Here is a 25,510-nt window from a genome sequence, read left to right as displayed (position 1 = left end):
GGCAATGGCGGAAGTCGAGCGGCACAGTTATGACGTGGTGGTGATCGGCGCCGGTGGCGCCGGTCTGCGAGCGGTGATCGAGGCGCGGCAGCGCGGGCTGTCGGTGGCGGTGGTGTGCAAGTCGCTGTTCGGCAAGGCGCACACGGTCATGGCCGAGGGCGGGTGCGCCGCCGCGATGGGCAACGCGAACGAGCGGGACAGCTGGCAGGTGCACTTCCGGGACACCATGCGCGGCGGCAAGTTCCTCAACAACTGGCGCATGGCGGAGCTGCACGCCAAGGAGGCGCCGGACCGGGTGTGGGAGCTGGAGACCTACGGCGCCCTGTTCGACCGCACCCCGGACGGGCGGATCAGCCAGCGCAACTTCGGCGGGCACACCTACCCGCGGCTGGCGCACGTCGGCGACCGCACCGGGCTGGAGCTGATCCGCACGATGCAGCAGAAGATCGTCTCGCTGCAGCAGGAGGACCTCCGCGAGTTCGGCGACTACGAGGCCAAGCTGAAGGTCTTCGCCGAGTGCACGATCACCGAGCTGCTCAAGGACGGTGACCGGATCGCCGGGGCGTTCGGGTACTGGCGGGAGAGCGGCCGGTTCATCCTGTTCGAGACGCCGGCCGTGGTGCTCGCGACGGGCGGCATCGGCAAGTCGTTCAAGGTCACGTCGAACTCGTGGGAGTACACCGGCGACGGGCACGCGCTCGCGCTGCGCGCCGGGGCGGACCTGATCAACATGGAGTTCGTCCAGTTCCACCCGACGGGCATGGTCTGGCCGCCCAGCGTGAAGGGCATCCTGGTCACCGAGGGCGTGCGCGGTGACGGCGGGGTGCTGAAGAACTCCGAGGACAAGCGGTTCATGTTCGACTACGTGCCGGACGTGTTCAAGGGCCAGTACGCCGACTCCGAGGAGGAGGCCGACCGCTGGTACACCGACCAGGAGAACAACCGCCGCACGCCGGACCTGCTGCCGCGCGACGAGGTGGCGCGGGCGATCAACTCCGAGGTCAAGGCGGGGCGCGGGTCGCCGCACGGTGGCGTGTTCCTGGACATCGCCAGCCGCCTGACGCCGGAGGAGATCCGCAGGCGGCTGCCGTCGATGTACCACCAGTTCAAGGAACTGGCCGATGTGGACATCACCGCCGAGCCGATGGAGGTCGGCCCGACCTGCCACTACGTGATGGGCGGCATCGAGGTCGACCCGGACACCGCGGCCTCCGGCGTGCGCGGGTTGTTCGCGGCGGGGGAGTGCTCCGGCGGGATGCACGGGTCCAACCGGCTGGGTGGCAACTCGCTGTCGGACCTGCTGGTGTTCGGCCGTCGCGCGGGTCTCGGCGCCGCGTCCTATGTGGAGGGTCTGGAGACCCGTCCCGCGGTCGCGCAGTCCGATGTCGACAAGGCGGCCCGCACCGCGCTGGTGCCGTTCGACCCGCCCGCCGAGGGTGTCGAGGAGAACCCGTACACCCTGCACAACGAGCTGCAGCAGGCGATGAACGACCTGGTCGGGATCATCCGCAAGGCCGAGGAGATCGAGCAGGCGCTGGCCAGGCTGGACGAGATCAAGAAGCGCATCCGCAACGTCACCGTCGAGGGGCACCGGCAGTTCAACCCGGGCTGGCACCTGGCCGTGGACCTGCGCAACATGCTGCTGGTCAGCGAGTGCGTCGCGCGGGCCGCGCTGATGCGCACCGAGAGCCGGGGCGGGCACACGCGGGACGACTACCCGCAGATGGATTCCCGGTGGCGCAACAAGCTGCTGGTGTGCAGCGCCTCCGGGGACGATCCACTGGCGCTGGAGGTCACGGTCACGCCGAAGGACCAGGAGCCGATGCGGCCCGAGCTGCTGGAGCTGTTCGAGCTGAGCGAGCTGGAGAAGTACTACACCGACGAAGAGCTGGCCGGCCACCCGGGGAGGCAGTCGTGAGCTACAAGGCTTCGTTCCGGGTGTGGCGCGGCGACGCGAACAGCGGCGGGCTGCAGGACTTCACGGTCGAGGTCAACGAGGGTGAGGTCGTGCTCGACATCATCCACCGGCTGCAGGCCACGCAGTGCTCGGACCTGGCGGTGCGGTGGAACTGCAAGGCGGGCAAGTGCGGCTCGTGCTCGGCGGAGATCAACGGCCGCCCGCGGCTGCTGTGCATGACGCGCATGTCGGTCTTCGCCGAGGACGAGGTCGTCACCGTCACGCCGATGCGGACGTTCCCGGTGATCCGCGACCTCGTCACCGATGTCTCGTACAACTACACGAAGGCGCGCGAGATCCCCGCGTTCACCCCGCCGGCGAACCTGAAACCGGGCGAGTACCGGATGAAGCAGGTCGACGTGGAGCGCTCGCAGGAGTTCCGCAAGTGCATCGAGTGCTTCCTGTGCCAGAACACCTGCCACGTGATCCGCGACCACGAGGAGAACAAGGAGAACTTCGCCGGGCCGCGGTTCCTGATGCGGATCGCCGAGCTGGAGATGCACCCGCTCGACGTGGCCGACCGCAGGCACGCCGCCCAGGACGAGCACGGCCTCGGGTACTGCAACATCACGAAGTGCTGCACGGAGGTCTGCCCGGAGAACATCCACATCACCGACAACGCGCTGATCCCGATGAAGGAACGCGTGGTGGACCACCGGTACGACCCGGTGGTCTGGCTGGGCAGCAAGATCTTCCGGCGGAAGGCGGATTAGGAGCCGCACTTCCCCGGCGAGGATGCGGTGGTGGCTACAGCGCCGCCATCGCATCGACCGTCTCCGGGGCCAGGACCTCGTCCGCGACGAGGCCCGCCACGCCGGTCAGCGTGGTGTCGACGCCGAGCGTGCAGGGCCCGATGTCGAGGCTGTCCAGTGAACTGGTGTGCGCGCCGGCCAGCACCACCTCGCGCAGTCCCTCCAGGAACGGCGGCAGCACCCCGATCGCCCCGCCGACCCGCACGTACCGCGGGTTCACGATCGTCACCACGGTCGCCAGCACCGTGCCCACCAGCCGGCCCGCCTCGCGCGTCACGCGGACCGCCTCGGGGTGACCGGCGCGCACCCGGCGCAGCACATCCTCCGCGCTGCGCACCCCCGTCGGCCGCAGCGTGCGGATCACCGCCTGGCCGCTGGCGATCGCCGACACGCAGCCCCGCCGCCCGCAGTCGCAGCGCAGGTCGGAACCCTCGATGCGGATGTGCCCCACCTCGCCGGCGCACCCGGTCTCGCCGCGGTGCACCCGCCCGGAGATCACCATCCCCGCGCCGATCCCGGTGCCGACCTTCACCCCGACCAGCGCCGCGCGCGGCCGGTTCATCTCGCAGTACGCGCCGAACGCCAGCGCGTTCGCGTCGTTCTCCAGGAACACCGGCACCGACAGCGCGTCGGTGAAGGGGTCGCGCAGCCGGACCCCCCGCCACTCCGACATCGACGGTGGCGCGATCGTCGTCCCGGTGTCGTGGTCGATCTGCCCCGGCACGCTCAGCCCGAACGCGCACAGGCTGTCCGCGCGCCCGGCCTCGGCCAGCAGCCTGCGCCCGGCGTCCAGCAGGAACGACAGCGTCTCCGCCGGCCGGTGCCCGGCCTGCAGCGGGCGACGCACCTGCCCGAACACGGTGCCGCGCAGGTCCACCGCGGCGATCGTCGCGTGCCGCTGGCCGATGTCGCCCACCAGCGCGGTCCGGCCCACGTCGTCGGCGGCGAGCATCTCGGCGGGCCGCCCGCCGCTGGACGCGCGGTGCCCGACCTGGCGCAGCAGCTTCAGCCGCTGCAGCACGTCGAGCCGTTCGACCAGGGTCGCGCGGGACAGGCCGGTCCGGTCCTGCAGCTGCTGCCGCGTCAGCGGTCCCTCGTCGCGCAGGATCGCGAGGATGTGGCCGGCCGAGGTGGGCGAGCCGGTGCGTGCCGGGGGCATGTTGACAGGATCTCCCGCGAGGACTTATGTTCAATGACCAGACAGAAGTGTAGACGGCGACATCGGGGTGGAACTGAATGCGCGCGGCCAGCCTGACCGGCAGCGGCCCCACCCGTCGTACCGTCCTCCGGGGGGTCTTCCTGGCCGGCGCCGCCTCCATGGCCGCCGGGTGCGTCGGATTCGCGACCACGGGCGGCGGCGGCATGGTCTTCCTGTCCACGCAGTTCCGGCCGGTAGCCGAGGCCGAACGCTTCCGGACGTTCCTGGCCGGGACCTTCCCCGGATCGGTGAGCTACGTCACCATCGAGGAGGGCCCGTTCGCCAGCCAGGTGCAGAGCCAGGTCGGCGCCGGGCGCACCCAGGTCGGCCTGCTCGGCGGCTCGCACAGCGACCTCGCCCCGCTCGCCGGCGAGTACCTGGAGGACGTCTCCGGCGTGCCGGCCGGCCACGGGATCCCGGACGAGTTCCTGGCGCTGGCCAAGGCCGGCACCCAGCAGTCCTGGTACGTCCCGTGGGCGCAGGCCAGCTTCGTGCTCGCCGCGCACGAGGACGCCCTGGCCCACCTGCCACCGGGCGCGGACCCGGACACCCTCACCTACGACCAGTTCCTGGACTGGGCGATCGCCGCCCGCCGCGCCAACGGCAACCAGCCGATGCTGGGCCTGCCGTGCGGGCCGAAGGGCCTGATCCACCGCTTCCTGCAGGGCTACCTGCTGCCCTCGTTCACCGGCGGCCAGATCACCACGTTCCGCTCGCCGGAGGCCGTCACCGCGTGGCAGTACCTCAAGGAGCTGTGGGCCAACACCAGCCCGTCCAGCACCACCTACGACTTCATGCAGGAGCCGCTGCAGGCGGGCGCGGCGAAGATCGGCTGGGACCACGTCGCGCGCCTGGTGTCCGCACCCGGCGGCCAGCCGCAGCGGTGGCGCATGCTGCCCGCGCCGCGCGGCCCCCGCGGCCTGGGCTACATGGCCGTCGTGCTCGGGCTCGCGATCCCCAAGGGCAGCACCGACCGCCGCCAGGCCGAGCAGGTGATCCAGGCGCTGTCGGCGCCGCAGGCGCAGACCGGGCTGCTGCGGTCGAACGGGTTCTTCCCGGTGGTGGACGCGCCGATCCCCGCCGACCTGCCGCCCGCCCTGCAGATGGAGGCCGGCGCGGTGCAGCGCCAGCGGGACGCGCCCGGCTCGATCCTGTCCCTGCTGCCGGTCGGCCTGGGCACCCGCGAGGGCGAGGTCACCAAGGCGTTCAAGGACTCCTTCCAGGCGATCGTCCTCGACGGAGCGGACATCCGGTCGACTTTGGACAGTCAGGCCCGGGTGTTGCAGAAGGTGTTCGACGATCTGAAGGTGCCGTGCTGGGCGCCCGATCCGCCCGCCGAGCGTTGCGAGGTGGCCTGATGGCCGTGGCCGTCCTGGAAGCACCGAAGAGGCGTCGCCTGGCCGGTTCGCCGTGGCTGCTGCTCGCGCCGTCGGTCGTGTTCATGCTGGCCCTGTTCGGCTGGCCGGTGATCCAGGCGCTGATCTCGGCGTTCACCGACGGCTCCGGGTTCACGCTCGCGGCGTGGGACCGGCTCTTCGGCGACCCGTACTTCCTGAAAGCGCTGCGCAACACCCTGCTGCTGATCGTCATCGTGGTGCCGGTCCAGCTCGTGCTGGCCGTGGCGATGGCGCTGCTCGTGCAGGCCCGGCCGAGGTTCCTGTCCGGCCACTTCTACCTGTGGACCATCCCGCTCGCGGTGTCCGAGCTGGCCGCCGGCCTGGTGTGGCTGTCGGTGTTCGACAGCCGCGGCTACCTCAACTCGCTGCTGGTGTCGTGGGGGATCTCCGGCACCGGCGTGCAGTGGCTGACCTACACCAACACGTCCACCATGCTGCTGGCCGTGGTGATCGCCGAGATCTGGCGCGCCACGTCGCTGGTGTTCGTCATCGTGGTGGCCGGCATCCAGATGGTGCCGAAGGACTTCGACGAGGCCGCGCAGGTGTTCGGCGCGACCGCGTGGCAGCGGTTGTGGCACGTGACGCTGCCGCAGCTCAAGCCGAGCCTGCAGGTCGCGCTGATCCTGCGCACGATCCTGGCGCTGCAGGCGTTCGCGGTCGCGCAGGCGCTGACCGGGCGGGACTTCCCGCTGCTGGTCGGGGAGACCTACCAGTGGTACGTCAACCTGCAGAACCCGGCCGTCGCCAGCGCGGCCGCGCTGGTCGTGCTGGCGCTCTCCCTCGCCACGGCGCTGTTCTACCTGCGCACCATGCGGCAGCGGGAGGCGGCCAGGTGACCACGACCCTGCCACCGATCGACCGGGCGCCGCTGCGCCGTCGTCGTCGCCGCGCGATCGCCGTCCAGGTCGCGTGCGTGCTGATCAGCCTGTTCATGGTCGTGCCGATGATCCTGATCGGGCTGGCCGCGGTGTCCTCGCCGCAGGCGCTGCTGGAGTTCCCGAAGCCGCTGATCCCGAGCGCCTTCTCCGCCGACACGCTGCTGGCGTTCATCCAGGCCACCGGCACCGTCCCGGCGCTGGGCAACTCGCTGCTCGTCGGCGTCTACACGGTCGTGCTGTCGCTGCTGGTCGGCGCGCCCGCCGGGTACGCGCTGGCGCGCCAGGTGTTCCGCGGCAAGGACGCCTACCAGGTGTTCATGCTGCTGGCCCGCGCGCTGCCGATCGTGGTGCTGTCCGTGCCGCTGGCGACGATGTTCCTGAACTTCGGCGTCTACGACACGGTGTTCTCGGTGACGCTGCTGCACACCACGCTCGCCATGCCGACCACCGTGCTGATCAGCGCGAGCATCTTCGTCTCGGTGCCCACCGACGTCGAAGAGGCCGCCCGCGTGTTCGGCTGCAGCCGGTTCGAGGCGGCGCGCCGGGTCGTGTTCCCGCTCGCGCTGCCCGGACTGGCGGCGTCGTCGATCTTCACGTTCGTGTTGTCCTGGAACGAGATCCTCGGCGCCGCCGTGATCACGCTCGGGCACCGGACACTGCCCGCCCAGGTGCTGGCCTCGCTCGGGGAGGCGCCGCAGGCCTACCGGTTCGCCGGCGGCTTCGCGCTGATCCTGCCCGCGCTGGTGTTCATCTTCGTGATGCGCCGGTACCTGGTGAACATGTGGGGGACCACGCTGCGATGAGGGAGCGCCATGGCTGAGGTCGTCTTGCACGAGCTCGTGAAGACCTACCCGGGCGGCACCGCGCGCGCCACCGACGAGGTGTCGCTCGAGGTGGCCGACGGTGAGTTCATGGTCCTGCTCGGCCCGTCCGGCTGCGGCAAGACCACGCTGCTGCGGATGGTGGCCGGGCTGGAGACGCCGGACTCGGGCCAGATCGTCATCGGCGGCCGTGACGTCACCTACCTGGAACCGCGGCGGCGCAACCTGTCCATGGTGTTCCAGTCGTACGCGGTGTTCCCGAACAAGAAGGTCGCCGACAACATCGGCTTCGGCCTGCGCGTGCACGGAGTGCCCGCGGACGAGGTGCGCAAGAAGGTCGAGTGGGCCGCGGAGCTGCTGCAGCTCACGCCCTACCTGGACCGGTACCCGGCGAAGCTGTCCGGCGGTCAGCGGCAGCGCGTGGCGGTGGCGCGGGCGATCGTGATGGACGCCGACGTGCTGCTGATGGACGAGCCGCTGTCCAATCTGGACGCGCTGCTGCGGCTGTCCTTCCGCGCCGAGCTGAAGAAGCTGGTCAACGAGATCGGCGTGACCACGCTGTACGTGACGCACGACCAGGTCGAGGCGCTGTCGCTGGGCGACCGGGTCGCCGTCATGCGCGAGGGGCGCATCGCCCAGTGCGGCGACCCGGTCGCCGTCTACACCGAACCGGCGGACGAGTTCGTCGGCGGGTTCCTGGGCAGCCCGCCGATGAACTTCCTCACCGGGACCGTCAGCGAGGACGGCACGCGGATCGACTTCGGCGGCCAGACCCTGCCGGTCCCGGCCGCGCTGAAGACGTTCCAGGGCAAACGGTTGCGGCTCGGCATCCGGCCCGAGTCGATCTCCGTCGAACCCGCATCGGACGGCCTGCGTGGCGACGTGCAGGTCTTCGAGCCGCTGGGGTCCTCGACGCTGCTCACCACGGAGCTGTGCGGGCAGGTACTGAAAGTCCAGGCACCGGCGAGTTTCCGCGCCGAACCCGGCCAGACCCTGAAGCTGGGCCTGCCGCCGGAGCAGTGCCGGTGGTATGACCCGGAAACCCAGCTCCTGTTGGAGGCGAAGTAGATGACCGTCGACGTCAGCCGACCCCCGGAAGGAGCCGCCGGCGGCAGTAGACCGGTCCGCTACGCCAGGCCCACCCTGGCGGCGCGGGCCGCCCGGGTGCTGAGGGACAACGACACCGGCGCCGTGGTCACCGCGGCGCCGCGGCTCTACCCGCACATGTGGAGCTGGGACGCCGCGTTCATCTCGATCGGCCTGGCGCGGCTGGACCTGCCGCGCGCGGTCGCCGAGCTGGAGACCCTGTTCAAGGCGCAGTGGCGCAACGGCATGGTGCCGCACATCGTCTTCACCGACGACGACGCCTACTTCCCCGGTCCGGACCGGTGGGGCACCGACACCGCGGTCGACGGGCCGCGGAACGTGCGCACGTCCGGGATCTGCCAGCCGCCGGTGCACGCGATCGCCGTGCAGCGGATGCTGGAGATCGCCCGCGCCTCCTCGCCGCAGGACCGCGCCGACGCCGAGCGGTTCGCTCGCTCGATCTGGCCCGCGCTGTACTCCTGGCACCGCTGGCTGGTCGAGTACCGCACCCCGGGGGCGAGCGGGCTGGTCGCGATCGTGCACGGCTGGGAGTCCGGAATGGACAACTCGCCGCGCTGGGACGTGCCCTACGCGGCGGTCAACCCGGGGGAGGAGCTGCCGCCGTACGTGCGCAAGGACGTGCGCATCATCGGCGACCCGAGCGAGCGGCCCACCGACAAGGAGTACGACCGCTACCTGTGGCTCATCGAGGAGATGCGCCGCGCGGGCTACGACCAGAAGGAGATCGTGCGCAGCTCCAGCTTCCTGGTCGGGGACGTGTTCATCACCGCGCTGTTCGCGGTGTCCTGCGACGTGCTGATCGAGCTGGGCACCGAGTTCGGCCAGCCCGCGTCGCAGCTCGCGGACCTGGCGGACTGGGCGGCGCGGGCGCGCGAGGCGGTCGCGGCCAGCTGCCACTCGGTGTCCGGCATGGCGCGGGATCGCGACCTGCGTGCCAACCGGTGGCTGGACACCCAGACGATCGCCGGGTTCTCGCCGCTGCTGTGCGGGGGCGCGCCGGACGAGGTGCAGCTGCGGCTGCTGTCGCTGCTGGACAGCGACCGCTGGTGCGGGCACCCCGGCCTGCTGGCGCCGGTGCCGCCGTCGGTGTCGCCCATGCGGCCCGGCTTCAACCCGCGCCAGTACTGGCGCGGTCCACAGTGGCCGGTCGTGAACTGGCTGTTCGGATGGGCGTTCGAACGCCGCGGCTGGCACGAGCGGGCCCGCAAGCTGCGCGAAGCCGGCCTGCGCCTGACCGACGACGGCGCGTTCGGTGAGTACTACGAACCGTTCACCGGCGAGCCGCTCGGCAGCACCGACCAGAGCTGGACGGCGGCCGTGGTGCTCGACTGGCTCTGCGCCGACGCGGACTGACCCGGACGAACAAGAGGGGCGTGGCGATCGCTCGCCACGCCCCTCTTCGCTGTCGCGCGGATCAGGCCACGCCCACGACCTCCTCCGTCGTCGGCGGGCGCCGGGTTTCCACGTGCTTCTTGCTGCGCCGCTGGCGGCGTTCGATGTAGGTGGCCAGCGCGGTGAGCAGCAGGCACAACGCGATGTACATCGCCGCCACCACGAGGGTCGACGGGACGATCGGCCGGCCGAACGAGCCCTGCGAGCCGATGTAGCGGGCGTAGTACAGCAGCTCCGGGTAGGTGACCAGGAACCCGAGCGCGGTGTCCTTGAGCAGCACCACCAGCTGGCTGATGATCGTCGGCAGCATCGACCGGACCGCCTGCGGGATCAGGACGAGCGTCATCACCTGGGTCTTGCGCATGCCCAGCGCGTAGGCCGCCTCGCTCTGCCCCTTGGGCAGCGCCAGGATGCCGGCGCGGAACACCTCCGCCAGCACCGAGCCGTTGTACAGGGTCAGGCCCAGCACCACCGCGGCGAACGGCGGCAGGGCCACGCCCAGCACCGGAGCGCCGTAGTAGAAGAGGAACATCAGGATCAGCAGCGGGATGGCGCGGAAGAACTCGACGACCGCGGTCGAGACACCGCGCACCCACGCGTGATCCGACAGCCGCCCGGCGGCGAAGATCGCGCCGAAGACCAGCGCCAGCACGGCGCCGAGCGCGAAGGCCTGCAGGGTCGCCAGCAGCGCGTCCACCAGGTCGCGCTGGACCTGGGCGTACTGCAGCCACTCCCAGCGGCGGGCGGAGAACTGGCCGCTGTCGATGAAGCGCCAGATGATGTAGGCGATCACCGCGGCGACGATCAGGGTGCCCAGCACGGCCAGCGCCCGGTAGCGGGCGCGGGCCTTCGGGCCGGGGATGTCGAACAGGACGTTGCTCATCGCGCCACGCTCCAGCGCTTCTCGAGGGCCCGCTGGATGAAGGACAGGACCGCGACCAGGATGATGAACCCGAGCGCGACCCACAGCAGGCCGATCAGCTGGTTGTCACCGCGCTCGGACAGGTACTGCCGGATCGCGCCGGCCTCGGCGACGGAGAACCCGGCGGCGATGGTGGTGTTCTTCAGCAGCGCGATGAGCATGCTCATCAGCGGCGGCACCACCGAGCGGATGGCCTGCGGCAGCACGATCTGGCCGAGGATCTGGGTGAAGGTCAGCCCCAGCGCGCGGGCGGCTTCGGCCTGCCCGACCGGGACGGTGTTGATGCCCGACCGCACGACCTCGCAGATGAACGCCGAGGTGTAGAGGGTCAGCGACACCACCGCGGCGGTGAAGTACGACAGGTCGATGATGTCGAGCAGTGGGTAGGCGAACACCAGGAACACGAACACCAGCGTCAGCGGTGTGTTGCGCACCAGCGTCACGTACGTGGCGCCGACCGCGCGGAACACCGGGACCGGGCTGACCCGCAGGCCGGCCAGGAACGTGCCGAAGATCAGGCTCGCCACTCCCGAGATCAGGAACAGCTTGATCGTGGTCCAGAAGAACGGACCGTAGAGGTCCATGTTGTCGAGCAGGACGTCCATCGGGCCTTCCCCGCCGCGGTTGGTGTGGAACTAGTGGAAAGGGAGTGGCCGGTGAGCGCACCCGCGCTCACCGGCCACAAGGGAGTGTCAGTAGCGCTGGATCGCCGGCGGCGTGGCGGCCGAACCCGACTTGCCGAGCGTGGCGTCGTAGATCTTCTGCCAGGTGCCGTCGTCGATGGCGGCCTGCAGCAGGTCGTCCACCTTGCCGCGCAGCGCGGCGTCGTCACGGGGCAGGCCGATGCCGTAGGGCTCCTGCGAGAACGTCTTGCCGACGACCTTCAGGTTGTCCGGGTCCTGCGCGGCGAAGCCCTTGAGGATCGCGTCGTCGGTGGTGACGGCGTCGACCTCCTTGGTGATGAGCTTCTCGACGCACTGCGAGTACTTCTGGAACTCGACGATGTTCGCCGCCTCGGTCAGCTGCTGGTCGCGCACGCGCTGGATCGGGGTCGACCCGGTCACCGAGCAGACCTTCTTGCCCTTCAGGGTCTCCGGTCCGGTGATCGAGGTGTCGTCCTTGCGGACCAGCAGGTCCTGACCGGCCATGAAGTACGGGCCGGCGAAGGAGACCTGCTGCTTGCGCTTGTCGGTGATGGTGTAGGTGCCGACGTAGTAGTCGACGTTGCCGTTGGTGATCGCGGCCTCACGCGCGGCCGAGTCGACCGTGGTGAAGGTGATCTTGCTTTCGTCGAAGCCGAGGCCGGCGGCGACCAGCTTGGCGATCTCGATGTCGAAGCCCTCGAACTTGCCGGTGGTCGCGTTCTTCTGGCCCAGGCCCGGCTGGTCGTCCTTCACGCCGATGGTCAGCTTGCCCGCGCCCTTGATCTTGGCGAAGGTCGGCGAGCCGGCCACGTCCACGTTCTGGGCCACCGTGTAGGTCGGCAGCGCGGCGGCGTCGGTTCCGGTGTCCCCGGTGCCGCCGGAGGGGGCGCCCTCCTTACCGCAAGCGGTCAGCGTCAGTGCGCCGACCAGCAGGCCCGCTGCCAGGGTGCGGATCTTCATCTGGATTCCTGTTCTCCCGGGATCGGGCGGCGCCGATCGGGCGCCGCGGAACTCACTTAGTGCGTCAGGATCTTGCCGAGGAAGTCCTTGGCGCGGTCCGACTTCGGCTTCGTGAAGAACTCGTCCGGCGACGCGTCCTCGACGATCTCCCCGTCGGACATGAACACCACGCGGTTCGCGGCGCGACGGGCGAAGCCCATCTCGTGCGTGACCACGAGCATCGTCATGCCCTCCCTGGCCAGCCCGGTCATGGTGTCCAGAACCTCCTGGACCATCTCCGGGTCCAGGGCCGAGGTGGGCTCGTCGAACAGCATCACCTTCGGCTTCATCGCCAGCGCCCGCGCGATCGCCGCGCGCTGCTGCTGACCGCCCGACAGCTGAGCCGGGTACTTCTCCGCCTGGTTCGCGATGCCCACCCGGTCCAGCAGCTGCATCGCGGTCTTGCGCGCCTCCTCCTGCCCGATCTTGCGGACCTTGACCGGCGCGAGCATCACGTTCTCGACGATGGTCTTGTGCGCGAAGAGGTTGAACGACTGGAAGACCATGCCGACCTCGGCGCGCAGCGCGGCCAGCGCCTTGCCCTCCGCGGGCAGCGGCTGACCGTCCACCTCGATCTCGCCGGAGTTGATCGGCTCCAGCCGGTTGATCGCGCGGCACAGGGTCGACTTGCCGGAGCCGGACGGCCCGAGCACCACGACGACCTGCCCCTTGGGCACCTCGAGGTTGATGTCCTTGAGCACGTGCAGGTCACCGAAGAACTTGTTCACGCCCGCAGCCCTGATCATCGCTGGTGCTGACGTAGCTGTGCTCATCTGCCCTCCATAGCCCGGCTCACTCGGCGATCTAACACCGTGACGCGGCCCCGCGCCCGTAAATCGAATCAAACGCAACCTAGGTGTCATCCGTTTTGGCCGGTTCCGGACGCACGGTGACCCCGGGTGCCGGTTACTGTAGTCAGGCGAGCGGCCCAGCTCGGAGGGGGTCGCTTCGCTCGAACGGGGCATCGCGCTGCGCTCGGTGTCGTCACGTTCGATACTCGATTCGTGACCGCACGCAACCTCCGCACGACGGCCGCCGCGCTCGTGCTGGGCGCGGGGCTGTGCACGCTCGCCGCCGCCCCCGCCCACGCCGACGGGGTGAGCCTCAAAGCCGGCCCCTACCGCACCCAGGCGGACTGCCAGTCGCAGCTGCCGTCCTGGCCGGGCCACATCTGCACGTTCATCCCGGACCTGCTGCCCGGGCCGATCCCGGAAGGCTGGTACGTCGCGCTGCGAACCTGACGCGCGCGAAGGCGGGCAACCCCGAAGAGTTACGCTGGTAGCCGTCATGGCTTGTCTTACCAGCGAACACGGTGCCCGATGAACGGTGGCAAAACCTACCAGATCCGCACGTTCGGCTGCCAGATGAACGTGCACGACTCCGAGCGGCTCGCGGGCCAGCTGGAGGAGGCGGGCTACGTTCCGGCGGGCGCCGGCGACGCGCCCGACCTCGTCGTGTTCAACACGTGCGCGGTGCGCGAGAACGCGGACAACAAGCTCTACGGCACCCTCGGGCACCTGCGCCCGGCCAAGGACGCCAACCCGGACATGCAGATCGCCGTCGGCGGCTGCCTGGCCCAGAAGGACCGCGGCGAGATCGTCAAGCGCGCGCCGTGGGTGGACGTCGTGTTCGGCACCCACAACATCGGCGCCCTGCCGGTGCTGCTGGAGCGCGCCCGGCACAACGCCGAGGCCGAGGTGGAGATCCTCGAATCGCTCGAGACGTTCCCCTCGACGCTGCCGGCGCGGCGCGAGTCGGCCTACTCGGGCTGGGTGTCGATCTCGGTGGGCTGCAACAACACGTGCACGTTCTGCATCGTGCCGTCGCTGCGCGGCAAGGAACGCGACCGGCGGCCCGGCGAGGTCCTGGCCGAGGTCGAGGCGCTGGTCGCCGAGGGCGTGCTGGAAGTGACCCTGCTGGGGCAGAACGTCAACTCCTACGGCGTCGAGTTCGGCGAGCGGGACGCGTTCTCCAAGCTGCTGCGCGCGTGCGGCGGCATCGACGGGCTGGAGCGGGTCCGGTTCACCTCGCCGCACCCGGCCGCGTTCACCGACGACGTCATCGACGCGATGGCCGAAACCCCGAACGTGTGCCCGCAGCTGCACATGCCGCTGCAGTCCGGTTCGGACCGGATCCTGCGCGAGATGCGCCGGTCCTACCGGTCCAGCCGGTTCCTGTCCATTCTGGACAAGGTGCGGGACCGGATCCCGGACGCGGCCATCACCACCGACATCATCGTCGGGTTCCCCGGCGAGACCGAAGAGGACTTCCAGGCCACCCTGGACGTGGTGCGGCAGGCGCGGTTCTCCAGCGCCTTCACCTTCCAGTACTCCAAGCGCCCCGGCACCCCGGCCGCCGAGCTGCCGGACCAGCTGCCCAAGCAGGTCGTGCAGGAGCGCTACGACCGGCTGGTCGAGCTGGTCAACGAGATCGCCTGGGACGAGAACAAGAAGCTGGTCGGGCGCAAGGTCGAGCTGCTGGTCGCCGAGGGCGAGGGCCGCAAGGACACCGAGACCCGGCGGATGAGCGGGCGCGCCCGCGACGGGCGCCTGGTGCACTTCACGCCCACCGGGTCCGCGATCGACCGGTCCGTGCGGCCGGGTGACATCGTGGAGACCGTGGTCACCTACGGGGCGCCGCACCACCTCGTCGCCGACGGCGACCTGCTGTCGCACCGGCGCACCCGCGCCGGTGACAACGTGGAGGCGGGCCGCCGGCCCAAGACCGACGGGGTGAGCCTCGGGCTGCCCTCGTTCGGCCGCCCGGCGCCCCAGCCGGTGACGACGGGCGGGTGCGGGCTGTGAGTGAGAGCGACTACGACCGGCTGGGCACCGACGTCGACGAGGTCGTGACCAAGGCGTCCCGCACGGTCGAGCTGGGCCGCCGCGGGTTCGTCATCGCGGTGCTGGTGTTCGTGCTGCTGGTGGGCCAGCTGCTGCCGTGGGTCGGCCCGCACGTGGGCTGGCAGGTGCTGCTCGGGCAGAGCGGCGGCATCCCGCAGCTGTTCGCGGTCACGTCCACGGTGATCGGCGTGCTGGCCTCGGCGCTGACGCTGATGACGCGCCGCTGGTGGCTGTCGTGGGTGTGCGCGATGGGCGGCTGGTTCGCCTCCGTCGACGGGCTGCTGGCGATCTGGTCGCAGCAGTCGTCAGTCGCCAACGGCGCCACCGGCCGCGGCCCCGGCATCGGCATGGTGATCGCCCTGGTCGCGACGATCCTGCTGGCCGCCCAGTGGATGCGCACCGCCTGGTCCCGCACCTGAGTACGGTCCCGCACCTGAGTACGGTCCCGCACCTGAGTACGGTCCCGCAGCTGAGTGGAACCGCGGCGCGAGTGACCGGGCGAGGCCGCGGAACAACTGGACGTCCGGGTCGCGGTCCCCGGTGCGGGTGGCGAGCACGCTGTGGTCCCACGGCGCGTCCACGACCGGCACGCAGACCGTCCCGGGCCAGCGGTGAAGCGCGCGAACGAGCTGAGCGCCGAGCCCGCGCCACGTCCCGCGGCCACGCTCATCAGCACCTCCTGCGGCGTGACCGCGTGGTCCGGTCCGGGGCGCGGGGCCTCGCCGCCGCGGGCCTCGGTGAAGTACAGGTAGTCGGTGAAGGGCCGCGGGGTGTGCGGCGGCAGCGCGACGAACGGCAGGTCCAGGACGTCGGCGAGGTGCAGCTCGCGGGCCGCGGCCAGGTCGGAGCGGGCCGGGATGACGACGATGCGGGCCTCGGTGGTGAGGACGTCGACGGTGACGCGCTCGTCGGTGACCGCGGGGCGGACGAAGGCCACGTCGACGCGGTGCTCCAGCAGGGCGCTGGTGTGCTCGGTGAAGGTGAGCGCTTCGAGCTTGAGCTCCACGTGCGGCCGCAGGTGCCGGAACGCGGCGATGACGGCCGGGGTCAGCTCGGCCGAGCCGTGCCCCATGACGCCGACGCGCAGGGTGTCGGCCTGTTCGGTGAGGTCCGCCATGTCGGCGAGGGCGGCGTTGGCGGCGTCGACCAGGCCGCGGGCGTGCCCCAGGAAGCGGTGCCCGGCGGGGGTGAGCCGGACCGGCGACCGTTCGAACAGCGGCACCCCCAGGTCACGCTCGAGCTGCTGGATGTGGGCGGTGACGGCCGGCGGGGAGAGGAAGAGGCGCGCCGCGGCCCGGCCGAAGTGCCCTTCCTCGGCCACCGCCAGAAACGAGGCGAGGCGGCGCAGATCCACGCCTCGACGGTAAGCCCCGGAGAGGGCCCACGCCAAGGTGACCAAGCTCCTGGTGCGGCCGCGTCGCCTCCGCCTGCCGCGCTTAGCGCTTGCCGCGACCGCGTCGCGCTGCGCGCGCCGCGTTGCGTGTGGCGCGCTGCGGGTGCCGTGCCCGCTTTGCGTCTGCCGCGCTGCGCGCGCCCGCCCGCTGCGCTACGGGTGCCGGCGCGCCTCGCGCCCGCTGCGTGTGCCGCGCTGCTTCTTCGCTTCGCGCCCGCCTGCCCGCTTCCCTCTGTCGCGCTGCGCCCGCCCGCCGCGTTGCGTGCTCCACCCCACCCCACCCCACCCCGCTGCGGCTTCGCTCTGCCCCCGTGCCCACCACCCGAGCCGACGTGTCTGCCCCGCCGTGCTCGCCGTTCGGCGCGGCCAGCCCCGTTCGGAATTTCTGAACGTCCCGTTCCCGCGCGCCCGCGCGCGTTAGAACCGATGCCATGACCGAGTCTGCCGTGCTGCCCGTGACCCGGCGGGTGTGGCCGCGCGCGGCGTGGCTCATCACCGCCACCGGGTGGGGCGCCAACCAGTTCTCGCCGCTGCTGGGGGCCTACCGGCGCGAGATGGGCCTGTCCGCGGCGACCGTGACCGGGCTGTTCGCGATCTACATCGTCGGGCTGGTGCCCGGGCTGCTGCTCGGCGGGCCCGGCGCGGACCGCTTCGGTCGGCGGCCCGTCGTGCTGGGGGCGGTCGTCCTGTCGGTGCTCGCGACGGGGGCCCTGCTGCTCGGCGAGGTGGGGGTGCCGTGGCTGGGCGTGGGACGCTTCGGCTCCGGGTTCGCCATGGGCGCGGTGCTGGCGGCGGGCAGCGCGTGGGTGAAGGAGCTGTCGCACCCGCCGCACGACGACGCCGCCGAGGGGACCGGCGCGCGGCGGGCCAGCCTGTTCCTGTCCGCCGGGTTCGGGATCGGGGGCCTGGTCGCGGCACTGATCGCGCAGTGGGCGCCGCTGGACGTGGCGTACCTGCCGCACCTCGTGCTGTCCGCCGTCGTCCTGGTCGCGGCGCTCAAGGTGCCGGAGACCGCGCCGCGGGTGGTGCCGGGCAAGCGGGTGACCGGCATCCGCGACCCGCGGTTCCGGCGGACGGTGGTGCCGGTGGCGCCGTGGGTGTTCGCCGCGCCCGCGACCGGGTTCGCGGTGCTGCCGTCGGTGGTGGAGTCGCGTCTCGGGGAGGCCGAGACGGTGTTCGCCGGCGTGGCGATCGCGGTCGTGCTGGGGGCCGGGCTGCTGATCCAGCCGGTCGGCCGACAACTCGCGGCGCGCGCCGTCGTGCTGCCCGCGCTGATCGGGCTGGCCGCCATCGGAACCGGGATGCTGCTGGGCCTCGCCGCGGCGGTGTCGGCACAGCCGGCGGTGGCGCTGCTGGCCGACGCGGTGCTGGGGTGCGGGTACGGGCTGTGCGTGACGTTCGGCCTCACGGAGATCGCGCGGATCGCCCCGCCGGAGGGCCTGGCCCGGCTCGCGTCGGTGTGGTGGGCGCTGACTTACGTCGGGTTCTGCGCGCCGTACGTGTTCGCGCTCCTCACGCAGGTGACCACGCCGCCGGTGATCCTCGGCAGCGCGGCGGGACTGGCGTTCCTGACCGGCGCGGGCGTGGCGCTACGCCACCGGACGGCGCCATCATGACGGGGTGGACATCGCGGACACCGACCTCACCGGCTCCACCTTCCGCACCTGCGACCTGAGCGGGCTGAAGATCGCCGACTCGCGACTGTACGACGTGTCCATCTCGGGCGACCTGGCCCGGTTCGTGGTCAACGACGTGGACGTCACGGACTTCGTGGAAGCCGAACTCGACCGCCGCCACCCCGAGCGCGTGCAACTGCGGACGATGGAGACGCCCGCGGACTTCCGGGCGATGTGGGGCACCATCGAGTCGCTGTGGGCGGACACCCTCGCCCGCGCACGCCGGCTCCCCGGGGAGCTGCTCCACGAGCGCGTCGACGGCGAGTGGTCGTTCGTGGAAACCCTGCGGCACCTGGTCTTCGCGACGGACGCCTGGGTGAGCCGGACGATCCTGGACCAGCCGATGCCCTACCACCGGCTGGCCCTGCCGCAGACGTCCTACCCGGATCCGGAGACACTGCTCGGTGTCGACGTCGGCGCGCGTCCGGCGCTCGACGAGGTCCTGGAAGTCCGCGCGGACCGGATGGGGCTGGTGCGGCGCATCGTCGACGGCCTCACCGACGGGGAGCTGTCCCGGCCCTGCCGCCGATCACCGGCGCCCGGCTACCCCGCGGAGCCGCACCCGGTGGGCAAATGTCTGCGCGTGGTGATGAACGAGGAGTGCGAGCACCGCCGTTACGCCGTGCGGGACCTCGCCGCGCTGGAGGCGCGGACCAGCGGCAGGTAGACCTCGTCCACGATTTCGACCAGCACGTCGTCCGGGGCGGTGGGTACGCCGCGCACCACGAACTCGTTGCGCAGCAACACGATCGCCACCGTGGCGATCCTCGGGCGCAGCGCTCCCGGTGCCGCTTCGCCGCGTTGAACGGCCCGTTCGAGGATCGTCAGCCACGGGGCTGCCGCGTCCTCGCCCGGGTCCTGCAGCCGCGACAGCAGTTCGGCAGCGCCGCCGGCCGCGGAGATCAGCTCGCGCAGGATCGCGCCCAGCGGGGAACTCCAGTGGCGGTTGGCGCCGCGCAGCAGTTCGAGCGCGTCCTCGCGCAGGCTGCCCGTGTCCGGCAGCGGCACCGACTTCGTGAGCCGCTGGTAGGCCGCGACCCCGAGGGACAGCCGGTTCGGCCAGCGGCGGTAGATCGCGTTCTTGTTGGTGCCGGCCCGCGCGGCGACCTTGTCCATGGTCAGCCCCGCGAACCCGGACTCGGTCAGCTCGTCCGCCGCCGCCCGCAGGATCGCGTCCTCCAGCGCGGGCCCCCGCCGCCGTGTCCTGGACTCCACGGGTACGCACAGTACCTTATCTCTGCTAGGGTACCGCCAGTACCTTATTGGAGGAGATGACACATGCGGGCCAAGGGCATCAGTTACGACACCGGTTTCGTGCAGAACGGGAAGTGCTCCCGGACGCGATTCGACCCGGAGCTGGTCGAGCGCGAGCTGCGGACCATCCGCGACGACCTGCACTGCACCGCCGTGCGGATCACGGGCGGCGACCCGGAACGGCTGGAGTTCGCCGCGACCCGCGCCGCGGACCTGGGCCTCGAGGTCTGGTTCTCGCCCTATCCGCTGGAGCTGACCGAGGCGGAGACGCTGAAGCTGTTCGCGGACTGCGCCGAGCGCGCCGAGCGGATCCGCAGGCGGGGAGCCGAGGTCGTGTTCGTCGCCGGCGCCGAGCTGAGCCTGATGAACAAGGGTTTCCTGCCCGGCGAGGGAGCCCGGGAGCGCGTCGCGTCACTGCTGGACAACCGGGAGCACATCGGCGAGGTCGCCAGCCGGATCAACGATTTCCTCGCCCGGGCGGTGGCCGTCGTGCGGGAACGCTTCGGCGGCCCGGTGACGTACGCGTCCGTGCAGCTGGAGCGCGTCGACTGGACGCCGTTCGACTTCGTCTCGGTGGACCTGTACCGGACGGCCGAGATCGCCGACCGCTTCGCCGACGGGGTCCGGGTCCTCGTCGCGCAGGGCAAACCGGTCGCGATCACCGAGTTCGGCGCCGCGACCTACCGCGGCGCGGGCGATCTGGGGGCGAGTGGTCTGGACGCGGTGGAGTACGACGACGACGGCCCGGTCCGGCTCAACGGCGTCTACGAGCGCGACGAGGAGGGCCAGGCCGCGTACCTGCGCGAGCTGCTGGAGACGTTCGACGCCGCCGGGGTGGACAGCGCGTTCGTGTTCACCTTCGCGCTGTACGACCACGTCCACCGCCCCGGCGGCGACCCGTGCCAGGACCTGGACCTGGCCAGCTACGGCGTGGTGAAGGTGTTCGCCGACCGCGACGGCCTGCCCTGGGAACCGAAGGCCGCGTTCGCCGCGATCGGCGAGTACTACGGGGAGCACTGAGCACGAGAACGGCCCCTCCCACCCGGGAAGGGGCCGTCACCACGAACGACTCAGCGGTCCGCGACCGCCTGCTCCGCCGCCTGCATCCACTCCCGCCACTGGGCCGCCTGCTCCTCGGCCTTCTTGGCGCGCCGCTCGTCGCCGGCGGCGCGGGCCTTCGCGGCCTGCGCTTCGAACTGCTCGACCCGCTCGCGGAACTGCGCGGCCCGCGCCTGGGCCTCCGGGTCGCTCCGGCGCCATTGGCTGTCCTCGACGGCGCGGATGCGGTCCTGCACCGCCTTGAGCCGGCCGTCCAGCTCGCGGATCCGCTCCCGCGGCACCTTGCCGATCTCGTCCCACTGCTCCTGGATCCGCCGCAGCTGCGCCTTCGCCGCGTCGAGGTTCGCGCCCGGGTCGATCTTCTCGGCCTCGACGAGCAGCTCCTCCTTGCGCGTGGCGTTCGCGGCGAACTCGGCGTCACGCTCGGAGAACGTCGCCGAGCGGCGGGCGAAGAACGCGTCCTGCGCGGCGCGGAAGCGCTGCCACAGCGCGTCGTCGGCCTCCTTGGGCGCCCGGCCCGCGGCCTTCCACTCCGCCATCAGTTCCTTGTAGCGCCCGGCGGTCGGGCCCCAGTCGGTCGAGTCGGCGAGCGCCTCGGCCTCCGCGATCAGCTCCTCCTTGCGGGCCTTCGCCGCCGCGCGTTGCTTGTCCAGCTCGGCGAAGTGCGACCCGCGGCGCCGGTTGAACCCCTCGCGCGCCTTGGAAAAGCGCTTCCACAGCTCGTCGTCGGTCTTGCGGTCGACGCCCTTGATCGTCTTCCACTCGTCGAGGATCGCGCGCAGCCGGTCGCCCGCGGCCTTCCACTGCACCGATTCGGCGGCGATCTTCTCGGCCTCCTCGGCGAGCGCCTGCTTGCGCCCGACCGCGGCCGCGCGGGCCTGTTCGCGCTCCTGCTTCGCCGCCGCCAGCGCGGTCTCGGCGTGCGCGACGATCTGGTCGATCCGCGCCGACAGCGCCGCGAGGTCCCCGACGACGGCCGCCGTCGGCAGGCTCTCCCGCAACTGCGTGGCGGTGGCGAGCGCGTGCTTCGGGTCGCCCGCGCCGGACGACAGCCGGGTGCCGAGCAGCTCGACCTCGGTGCGCAGGTCGTCGAAGCGCCGCGCGTAGTGCAGCAGTCCCTCCTCCGGCGAGCCGGCCTGCCACACGCCGACGGTGCGTTCCCCGTCCGCGGTCCGGACGTAGACGTTGCCCTCGTCGTCCACGCGGCCCCAGCGGGAGGGATGCGGCTCGGCCGGCGGGACCGGCGCGCCGTGACCGGCGGCGGGCGTGTGGCCGTGGGGCACCTGGTGGGGTGCCGGGGTGCCGGTGTTCTCGTCGGACATCGCAGGCTCCTTATCGCCTGTCGGCCCGCCTGGTGGCGGGCGCCCCGCGGGCGCGCGGGGCCGGGTCATGCGGGTTTCGTTCCCTCTGGCCGCATTCAAGCAGTTCAGCGCCGCTCGTGGTACTCGGTTGGGGGGTCGGAGCGGGTGATTCTACTTCCGGACCACGTGGGATCGTTGTGATCGTCGATCTCGCTGCGCTCCGTGTCCGCGGGTTGCCCGAGAGTGGCTGCCGGTAACCTCGACGGGTGTGATCGTGCAAGCCGTGGTGGTACCGCAGCCCCCGCTGCTCGTGCCCGCCCTGTCCCCGGGTGCGAACGCCGAGCTGGAGGCGCTGCGCGCGGCCTGCCGCACCGCGGTGGCGCGTCTCGCCGCCGCCACCCGGGAGTGGGTCGCGGTCGGCGCCGGTGACCACGAACGGGTCATCGAACCCGCTACGTCCGGGTCGTTCCGCGGATACGGGGTCGACGTTCCGGTCTCGCTGACCGCCGGGCCCGCGACCCCCGCCGACCTCCCGCTGCCCGCACTGGTCGCGGCCTGGCTGCGCGAGCAGGCGGACGCCGGGTCGGTGCGCGTGCACCTCGCCGGCGGCGACCCGGCCGAGTGCGAGCGCCTGGGCAAGCACCTCGCCCACGGCGACCGGACCGGCCTGCTCGTGCTCGGCGACGGTTCGAACCGGCATGGCCCCAGGTCCCCGGGCAGCGAGGACGACCGCGCCCCCGCCTTCGACGACGCCGTCGCCCGCGCGCTGGGCAGCGCCGACACCGCCGCGCTGCGGGCGCTCGACCCCGGACTGGCCGCCGAACTCGGCGCCGGCGGGCGCGCGCCGTGGCAGGTCCTGGCCGGCACCGGCGACGACTGGCGCGCCGAGTTGCTCTACTCCGCGGCGCCGTTCGGCGTCGGCTACCACGTCGCGGTGTGGGAGCGCGGATGAAGCCGATCGCCGTCGTCGGCCCCACCGCCACCGGGAAGTCCGACCTCGCCATCACGATCGCCCGCGCGGTCGGCGGCGAGGTGGTCAACGCCGATGCCCTGCAGCTCTACCGCGGCATGGACATCGGCACCGCCAAGGTCCCCGAGGCGGAGCGGCGCGGCGTACCGCACCACCTGCTCGACGTCCTCGACGTCACCGAGACCGCCTCCGTCGCCGCCTACCAGCGCGACGCGCGGGCCGTCATCGAGCGCCTGCTGGCCGCGGGCACGGTGCCGGTGCTGGCCGGCGGCTCCGGGCTCTACGTGCAGGCCGTGCTCGACGACCTCCGCTTCCCGGGCACCGACCCGGCGGTGCGGGCGCGCCTGGAGGCCGAGGCGACGCAGGCCGGCGCCGCGGCCCTGCACAGCAGGCTGAGCAGGCTCGATCCCGCCGCGGCCACCGCGATCCTGCCGACCAACACGCGCCGGATCGTCCGCGCGCTGGAGGTCATCGAGATCACCGGGCAACCGTTCTCCGCGAACCTGCCCGAACCCGGTCCGGCGCGCTACGGCGCGGTGCTGATCGGGATCGACCGGGACACCGAGGACCTGGACCGGCGGGTGGAGCTGCGGGTGGACCGGATGTTCGCCGCGGGCCTGGTCGACGAGGTGGAGTCCCTGGTGGCACGCGGGTTGCGGGAGGGCAGGACCGCGTCGCGCGCGCTGGGTTACCAGCAGGTGCTCGCCGAGCTGGACGGCGACCGGGACTTCGCCGCCGCGGCCGAGGCGACCAAGCAGGCGACGCGCCGATTCGTTCGCAGGCAACGATCCTGGTTCCGCCGGGACGCCCGGATCCGGTGGTTCGACGGTGCCGATCTTGACGTGGCCGAGCGGGTGCTCGCCGTGGTGGACCAGTAGTCTGATCGTGTGGTTATCGAGTTCCTCAAGGGGCATGGCACCCAGAACGACTTCGTGGTGCTTCCCGACCCCGACGCCCGGCTGGACCTGACGGCGAGCCGGGTCGCCGCGCTGTGCGACCGCCAGCGCGGGCTCGGTGCCGACGGCGTCCTCCGGGTCGTCCGCAGGGAAGCCGTGGACATCCCCGCCGCGTCCGATTCGGCGGGGGAGTGGTTCATGGACTACCGCAACGCCGACGGGTCGATCGCCGAGATGTGCGGCAACGGCACGCGGGTCTTCGCGCGCTACCTCGTCGAAGCGGGCCTGGTGCCCGGCCGCGAGTTCGTCATCGGCACCCGGGCCGGCGACCGTCCGGTGGTGGTGCACCCGGACCTCTCGGTGACGGTGCAGATGGGCCCGGCCGCGATCACCGGCGCGTCGGTCGCCATCGTCGACGGGCACAACTTCTCCGGCGTCGCCGTGAACGTCGGCAACCCGCACCTGGTGTCCATTGTGGACGAGGACATCGACGAGCTGGACCTGTCCCGCCCGCCCCGCTACGACAGCGACTTCTTCCCCGACGGCGTCAACCTGGAGTTCGTCAACCCGCTCGGCGAGCAGCGCCTGAAGATGCGGGTGTACGAGCGCGGGGTGGGCGAGACCCGCGCGTGCGGCACCGGCACCGTGGCGGCCGTCGCGGCCGCGCTGCACCTGGCCGGCACCGACACCGGGAAGTCCGCAGTGGACATTCCCGGCGGCCGGGTCGAGGTCAGTGTGGAGCGGGGGGCGTCGACACTGACGGGCCCGGCGGAGTTCGTGGCGCGGGGTCAGCTGGATCCGCGGTGGTGGGAGAAGGCGGGCTGACCGGCAGGTCGCGCATCTTCCGCAACGGCGACAACAGCACCGGCAGCATCGTCACGGCCATGAGCGAGCACCCGGCCCACACCGTGGGCCGGACGCCGATCAGTTCGCCCAGCCCGCCGCCCGCGAGCCCGCCCAGCGGCATCGTGCCCCACACCACGAACCGCACGGTCGCGTTCATCCGGCCCAGCAGCCGGTCCGGGCAGATCGCCTGCCGGTAGCTGACCTGCGCCACGTTGTAGACGACGATGCCGTAGCCGCTGGCGACCAGGCCCGCCACGCCCAGCGCCACCGACCAGCCCGGCTGGGACAGCGGCAGCAGCAGCTGGAGCGGCCAGGTGGTCAGCGGCACCAGCCAGATCGCCCTGGCCTGCCCGATGACGCGGGTCCAGAACCCGGCGGTCAGGGCGCCGAGCACGCCGCCGGCGCTGCCGAGGGCGAGCACCAGACCGACGCCGGACGGGCTCAGCCCGAGGTCGCGGGTGAGGAACAGGACCTGCATCGAGAGGACGATCGTCCCGGCGAAGTTGCCGGTCGAGGTGCACAGCGTGATCGCCCGCAACGCCGGGTTGCCGAACACGAACCGCAGGCCCTCGGCGATCTGCGTGCGCAGCGGGGTGCCGTCGTGCGGCTCGGGCTCCGGCTCGGGAGTCTTGATCCGCAACAGGAACAGCCCGGACGCGAGGTAGCCCACGCCGGTCGCGAGCACCGCGTTGGCCGCCCCGAACAGCTGGGTTAGCCCGCCGCCCAGCCCGGGCCCGGCCACCTGCGCGACCGACTGGCTGGCCTGCAGTTTGGCGTTGCCCTCCACCAGGTGCTGCCGCCCGACCAGCGACGGCAGGTAGGACTGGTAGGAGACGTCGAAGAACACCGTCCCGACGCTGACCAGCAACGCGACCACGACCAGCTGGGTCAGCGTCAGCCAGCCGGTCCACCACGCCACCGGGATGGTCAGCAGCAGCGCGGCGCGCGCGAAGGCGGCGCGCAGCATGAGCGGACGCCGTTTCATCCGGTCCACCCACACCCCGGCGGGCAGCCCGATCAGCAGGAACGCGGCGTTCTCGGCCGCGGTGAGCAGGCCCATCTCGCCAGGGGTCGCGGACAGCACGGTCGCGGCCAGCAGGGGCAGCACGGTGATCCCGACGAACGTGCCCGCCTGGCTGACGGTGTCGCCGGCCCACAGGAGGCGGAAGCCCGCGTGGAACCACAGGGAGTCTCTTCGGCGCACC

Annotated in this window: 24 protein-coding genes and 1 pseudogene; 16 read left to right on the top strand and 9 right to left on the bottom strand. The window is 71.7% G+C overall.

Annotated features, from left to right (window positions below; genetic code table 11):
- The first annotated feature begins 4 nt into the window (after window positions 1–4).
- Both L1857_RS27815 and L1857_RS27810 read left to right on the top strand, forming a co-directional pair.
- A complete protein-coding gene (locus L1857_RS27815) occupies window positions 5–1,918 on the top strand; it encodes a fumarate reductase/succinate dehydrogenase flavoprotein subunit (RefSeq protein ID WP_116112565.1) in 1,914 nt (637 codons plus the stop codon).
- Entirely contained in the window at window positions 1,915–2,670 is a 756-nt protein-coding gene (locus L1857_RS27810; protein WP_094007483.1) for a succinate dehydrogenase/fumarate reductase iron-sulfur subunit, read from the top strand. The genes L1857_RS27815 and L1857_RS27810 overlap by 4 nt, the downstream gene beginning before the upstream one ends.
- Before the next feature lie 34 nt (window positions 2,671–2,704).
- Here the strand turns inward: L1857_RS27810 and L1857_RS27805 are convergent, their stop codons facing one another.
- The gene (locus L1857_RS27805; protein WP_116112568.1) at window positions 2,705–3,868 is read right to left on the bottom strand and encodes an ROK family transcriptional regulator; all 1,164 of its coding nucleotides are present in this window, start codon (window positions 3,866–3,868) and stop codon (window positions 2,705–2,707) included.
- A 77-nt stretch (window positions 3,869–3,945) separates the two neighbouring features.
- Here L1857_RS27805 and L1857_RS27800 point away from each other — a divergent pair, with 77 nt between their 5' ends.
- Genes L1857_RS27800 through ggh form a run of 5 tightly spaced genes read left to right on the top strand, consistent with a single transcriptional unit; the run spans window position 3,946 to window position 9,463 of the window.
- Window positions 3,946–5,265 (top strand): ABC transporter substrate-binding protein, encoded by a 1,320-nt coding sequence (locus tag L1857_RS27800; RefSeq protein ID WP_116112571.1) that lies wholly within the window; start codon window positions 3,946–3,948, stop codon window positions 5,263–5,265.
- Window positions 5,265–6,140 carry a carbohydrate ABC transporter permease gene (locus L1857_RS27795; RefSeq protein ID WP_116112574.1) on the top strand — a complete coding sequence of 292 codons (876 nt, stop codon included), beginning with the start codon at window positions 5,265–5,267 and terminating at the stop codon, window positions 6,138–6,140. The genes L1857_RS27800 and L1857_RS27795 overlap by 1 nt, the downstream gene beginning before the upstream one ends.
- Entirely contained in the window at window positions 6,137–6,985 is an 849-nt protein-coding gene (locus tag L1857_RS27790) for a carbohydrate ABC transporter permease (RefSeq protein ID WP_094007487.1), read from the top strand. The genes L1857_RS27795 and L1857_RS27790 overlap by 4 nt, the downstream gene beginning before the upstream one ends.
- A gap of 9 nt (window positions 6,986–6,994) precedes the next feature.
- Window positions 6,995–8,071 (top strand): ABC transporter ATP-binding protein, encoded by a 1,077-nt coding sequence (locus tag L1857_RS27785; protein ID WP_116112577.1) that lies wholly within the window; start codon window positions 6,995–6,997, stop codon window positions 8,069–8,071.
- On the top strand, window positions 8,072–9,463 hold the full coding sequence (gene ggh, locus L1857_RS27780; protein ID WP_249466741.1) for a glucosylglycerate hydrolase: 1,392 nt from the start codon (window positions 8,072–8,074) through the stop codon (window positions 9,461–9,463).
- Window positions 9,464–9,524: 61 nt separating this feature from the next.
- On the opposite strand, the gene L1857_RS27775 is transcribed toward ggh, so the two are convergent.
- From L1857_RS27775 to L1857_RS27760, 4 genes are all read right to left on the bottom strand, one after another.
- Complete coding sequence (locus L1857_RS27775) at window positions 9,525–10,385, bottom strand: amino acid ABC transporter permease (RefSeq protein WP_116112582.1); 861 nt, start codon at window positions 10,383–10,385, stop codon at window positions 9,525–9,527.
- Window positions 10,382–11,029: an amino acid ABC transporter permease gene (locus L1857_RS27770; protein ID WP_094007491.1), complete on the bottom strand. Its 648-nt coding sequence runs from the start codon at window positions 11,027–11,029 to the stop codon at window positions 10,382–10,384. Before L1857_RS27770 ends, L1857_RS27775 begins: the two co-directional genes overlap by 4 nt.
- A gap of 87 nt (window positions 11,030–11,116) precedes the next feature.
- Window positions 11,117–12,028: a glutamate ABC transporter substrate-binding protein gene (locus L1857_RS27765; protein WP_094007492.1), complete on the bottom strand. Its 912-nt coding sequence runs from the start codon at window positions 12,026–12,028 to the stop codon at window positions 11,117–11,119.
- A gap of 56 nt (window positions 12,029–12,084) precedes the next feature.
- Window positions 12,085–12,813: an amino acid ABC transporter ATP-binding protein gene (locus L1857_RS27760; protein WP_198958323.1), complete on the bottom strand. Its 729-nt coding sequence runs from the start codon at window positions 12,811–12,813 to the stop codon at window positions 12,085–12,087.
- 258 nt (window positions 12,814–13,071) lie between these two features.
- Here L1857_RS27760 and L1857_RS27755 point away from each other — a divergent pair, with 258 nt between their 5' ends.
- From L1857_RS27755 to L1857_RS27745, 3 genes are all read left to right on the top strand, one after another.
- On the top strand, window positions 13,072–13,308 hold the full coding sequence (locus tag L1857_RS27755) for a hypothetical protein (RefSeq protein WP_094007494.1): 237 nt from the start codon (window positions 13,072–13,074) through the stop codon (window positions 13,306–13,308).
- A gap of 78 nt (window positions 13,309–13,386) precedes the next feature.
- A complete protein-coding gene (gene miaB / locus L1857_RS27750) occupies window positions 13,387–14,871 on the top strand; it encodes a tRNA (N6-isopentenyl adenosine(37)-C2)-methylthiotransferase MiaB (RefSeq protein ID WP_249466736.1) in 1,485 nt (494 codons plus the stop codon).
- Window positions 14,868–15,329 carry an Rv2732c family membrane protein gene (locus L1857_RS27745; RefSeq protein WP_116115535.1) on the top strand — a complete coding sequence of 154 codons (462 nt, stop codon included), beginning with the start codon at window positions 14,868–14,870 and terminating at the stop codon, window positions 15,327–15,329. Before miaB ends, L1857_RS27745 begins: the two co-directional genes overlap by 4 nt.
- A 329-nt stretch (window positions 15,330–15,658) precedes the next feature.
- Here L1857_RS27745 and L1857_RS27740 read toward each other — a convergent pair.
- Window positions 15,659–16,231: pseudogene (locus L1857_RS27740) on the bottom strand (LysR family transcriptional regulator); the annotation flags it as partial.
- A gap of 503 nt (window positions 16,232–16,734) precedes the next feature.
- Here L1857_RS27740 and L1857_RS27735 point away from each other — a divergent pair.
- Entirely contained in the window at window positions 16,735–17,919 is a 1,185-nt protein-coding gene (locus L1857_RS27735; RefSeq protein ID WP_233157416.1) for an MFS transporter, read from the top strand.
- Window positions 17,920–17,923: 4 nt separating this feature from the next.
- Complete coding sequence (locus L1857_RS27730; RefSeq protein WP_116111403.1) at window positions 17,924–18,646, top strand: DinB family protein; 723 nt, start codon at window positions 17,924–17,926, stop codon at window positions 18,644–18,646.
- Here L1857_RS27730 and L1857_RS27725 read toward each other — a convergent pair.
- Window positions 18,595–19,194 carry a TetR/AcrR family transcriptional regulator gene (locus tag L1857_RS27725; RefSeq protein WP_249466733.1) on the bottom strand — a complete coding sequence of 200 codons (600 nt, stop codon included), beginning with the start codon at window positions 19,192–19,194 and terminating at the stop codon, window positions 18,595–18,597. The genes L1857_RS27730 and L1857_RS27725 overlap by 52 nt on opposite strands.
- A gap of 63 nt (window positions 19,195–19,257) precedes the next feature.
- On the opposite strand from L1857_RS27725, the gene L1857_RS27720 reads away from it, so the two are divergent.
- A complete protein-coding gene (locus tag L1857_RS27720; protein ID WP_249466731.1) occupies window positions 19,258–20,253 on the top strand; it encodes a glycoside hydrolase family 113 protein in 996 nt (331 codons plus the stop codon).
- A gap of 50 nt (window positions 20,254–20,303) precedes the next feature.
- Here the strand turns inward: L1857_RS27720 and L1857_RS27715 are convergent, their stop codons facing one another.
- The gene (locus tag L1857_RS27715; protein ID WP_094007500.1) at window positions 20,304–21,614 is read right to left on the bottom strand and encodes a DUF349 domain-containing protein; all 1,311 of its coding nucleotides are present in this window, start codon (window positions 21,612–21,614) and stop codon (window positions 20,304–20,306) included.
- A gap of 247 nt (window positions 21,615–21,861) precedes the next feature.
- Here L1857_RS27715 and L1857_RS27710 point away from each other — a divergent pair, with 247 nt between their 5' ends.
- From L1857_RS27710 to dapF, 3 genes are read left to right on the top strand one after another with little or no spacing between them, the layout of a single operon-like run.
- Complete coding sequence (locus tag L1857_RS27710) at window positions 21,862–22,545, top strand: class III extradiol dioxygenase subunit B-like domain-containing protein (RefSeq protein ID WP_249466728.1); 684 nt, start codon at window positions 21,862–21,864, stop codon at window positions 22,543–22,545.
- Window positions 22,542–23,441 (top strand): tRNA (adenosine(37)-N6)-dimethylallyltransferase MiaA, encoded by a 900-nt coding sequence (miaA, locus tag L1857_RS27705; RefSeq protein WP_249466725.1) that lies wholly within the window; start codon window positions 22,542–22,544, stop codon window positions 23,439–23,441. The genes L1857_RS27710 and miaA overlap by 4 nt, the downstream gene beginning before the upstream one ends.
- A gap of 9 nt (window positions 23,442–23,450) precedes the next feature.
- The gene (gene dapF / locus L1857_RS27700; protein WP_116111398.1) at window positions 23,451–24,284 is read left to right on the top strand and encodes a diaminopimelate epimerase; all 834 of its coding nucleotides are present in this window, start codon (window positions 23,451–23,453) and stop codon (window positions 24,282–24,284) included.
- Here the strand turns inward: dapF and L1857_RS27695 are convergent.
- Window positions 24,190–25,509: an MFS transporter gene (locus tag L1857_RS27695; RefSeq protein WP_116111397.1), complete on the bottom strand. Its 1,320-nt coding sequence runs from the start codon at window positions 25,507–25,509 to the stop codon at window positions 24,190–24,192. The two genes, dapF and L1857_RS27695, sit on opposite strands and share 95 nt — an antisense overlap.
- Between the last annotated feature and the right edge of the window lies 1 nt (window position 25,510).

Source organism: Amycolatopsis thermalba (assembly GCF_023376025.1).
Taxonomy (GTDB): domain Bacteria; phylum Actinomycetota; class Actinomycetes; order Mycobacteriales; family Pseudonocardiaceae; genus Amycolatopsis_E; species Amycolatopsis_E thermalba.
Note: the sequence above shows the minus strand (reverse complement) of the source record. Positions and strands in the feature narration are given on the sequence as shown.

Coding starts and splice junctions, on each gene's coding strand:
- L1857_RS27815 (WP_116112565.1), top strand. CDS start 5: ATGGCGGAAGTCGAGCGGCACAGTTATGACGTGGTGGTGATCGGCGCC.
- L1857_RS27805 (WP_116112568.1), bottom strand. CDS start 3,868: ATGCCCCCGGCACGCACCGGCTCGCCCACCTCGGCCGGCCACATCCTC.
- L1857_RS27800 (WP_116112571.1), top strand. CDS start 3,946: ATGCGCGCGGCCAGCCTGACCGGCAGCGGCCCCACCCGTCGTACCGTC.
- L1857_RS27795 (WP_116112574.1), top strand. CDS start 5,265: ATGGCCGTGGCCGTCCTGGAAGCACCGAAGAGGCGTCGCCTGGCCGGT.
- L1857_RS27785 (WP_116112577.1), top strand. CDS start 6,995: ATGGCTGAGGTCGTCTTGCACGAGCTCGTGAAGACCTACCCGGGCGGC.
- ggh (WP_249466741.1), top strand. CDS start 8,072: ATGACCGTCGACGTCAGCCGACCCCCGGAAGGAGCCGCCGGCGGCAGT.
- L1857_RS27775 (WP_116112582.1), bottom strand. CDS start 10,385: ATGAGCAACGTCCTGTTCGACATCCCCGGCCCGAAGGCCCGCGCCCGC.
- L1857_RS27770 (WP_094007491.1), bottom strand. CDS start 11,029: ATGGACGTCCTGCTCGACAACATGGACCTCTACGGTCCGTTCTTCTGG.
- L1857_RS27765 (WP_094007492.1), bottom strand. CDS start 12,028: ATGAAGATCCGCACCCTGGCAGCGGGCCTGCTGGTCGGCGCACTGACG.
- L1857_RS27760 (WP_198958323.1), bottom strand. CDS start 12,813: ATGATCAGGGCTGCGGGCGTGAACAAGTTCTTCGGTGACCTGCACGTG.
- miaB (WP_249466736.1), top strand. CDS start 13,387: ATGAACGGTGGCAAAACCTACCAGATCCGCACGTTCGGCTGCCAGATG.
- L1857_RS27735 (WP_233157416.1), top strand. CDS start 16,735: ATGACCGAGTCTGCCGTGCTGCCCGTGACCCGGCGGGTGTGGCCGCGC.
- L1857_RS27720 (WP_249466731.1), top strand. CDS start 19,258: ATGCGGGCCAAGGGCATCAGTTACGACACCGGTTTCGTGCAGAACGGG.
- L1857_RS27715 (WP_094007500.1), bottom strand. CDS start 21,614: ATGTCCGACGAGAACACCGGCACCCCGGCACCCCACCAGGTGCCCCAC.
- miaA (WP_249466725.1), top strand. CDS start 22,542: ATGAAGCCGATCGCCGTCGTCGGCCCCACCGCCACCGGGAAGTCCGAC.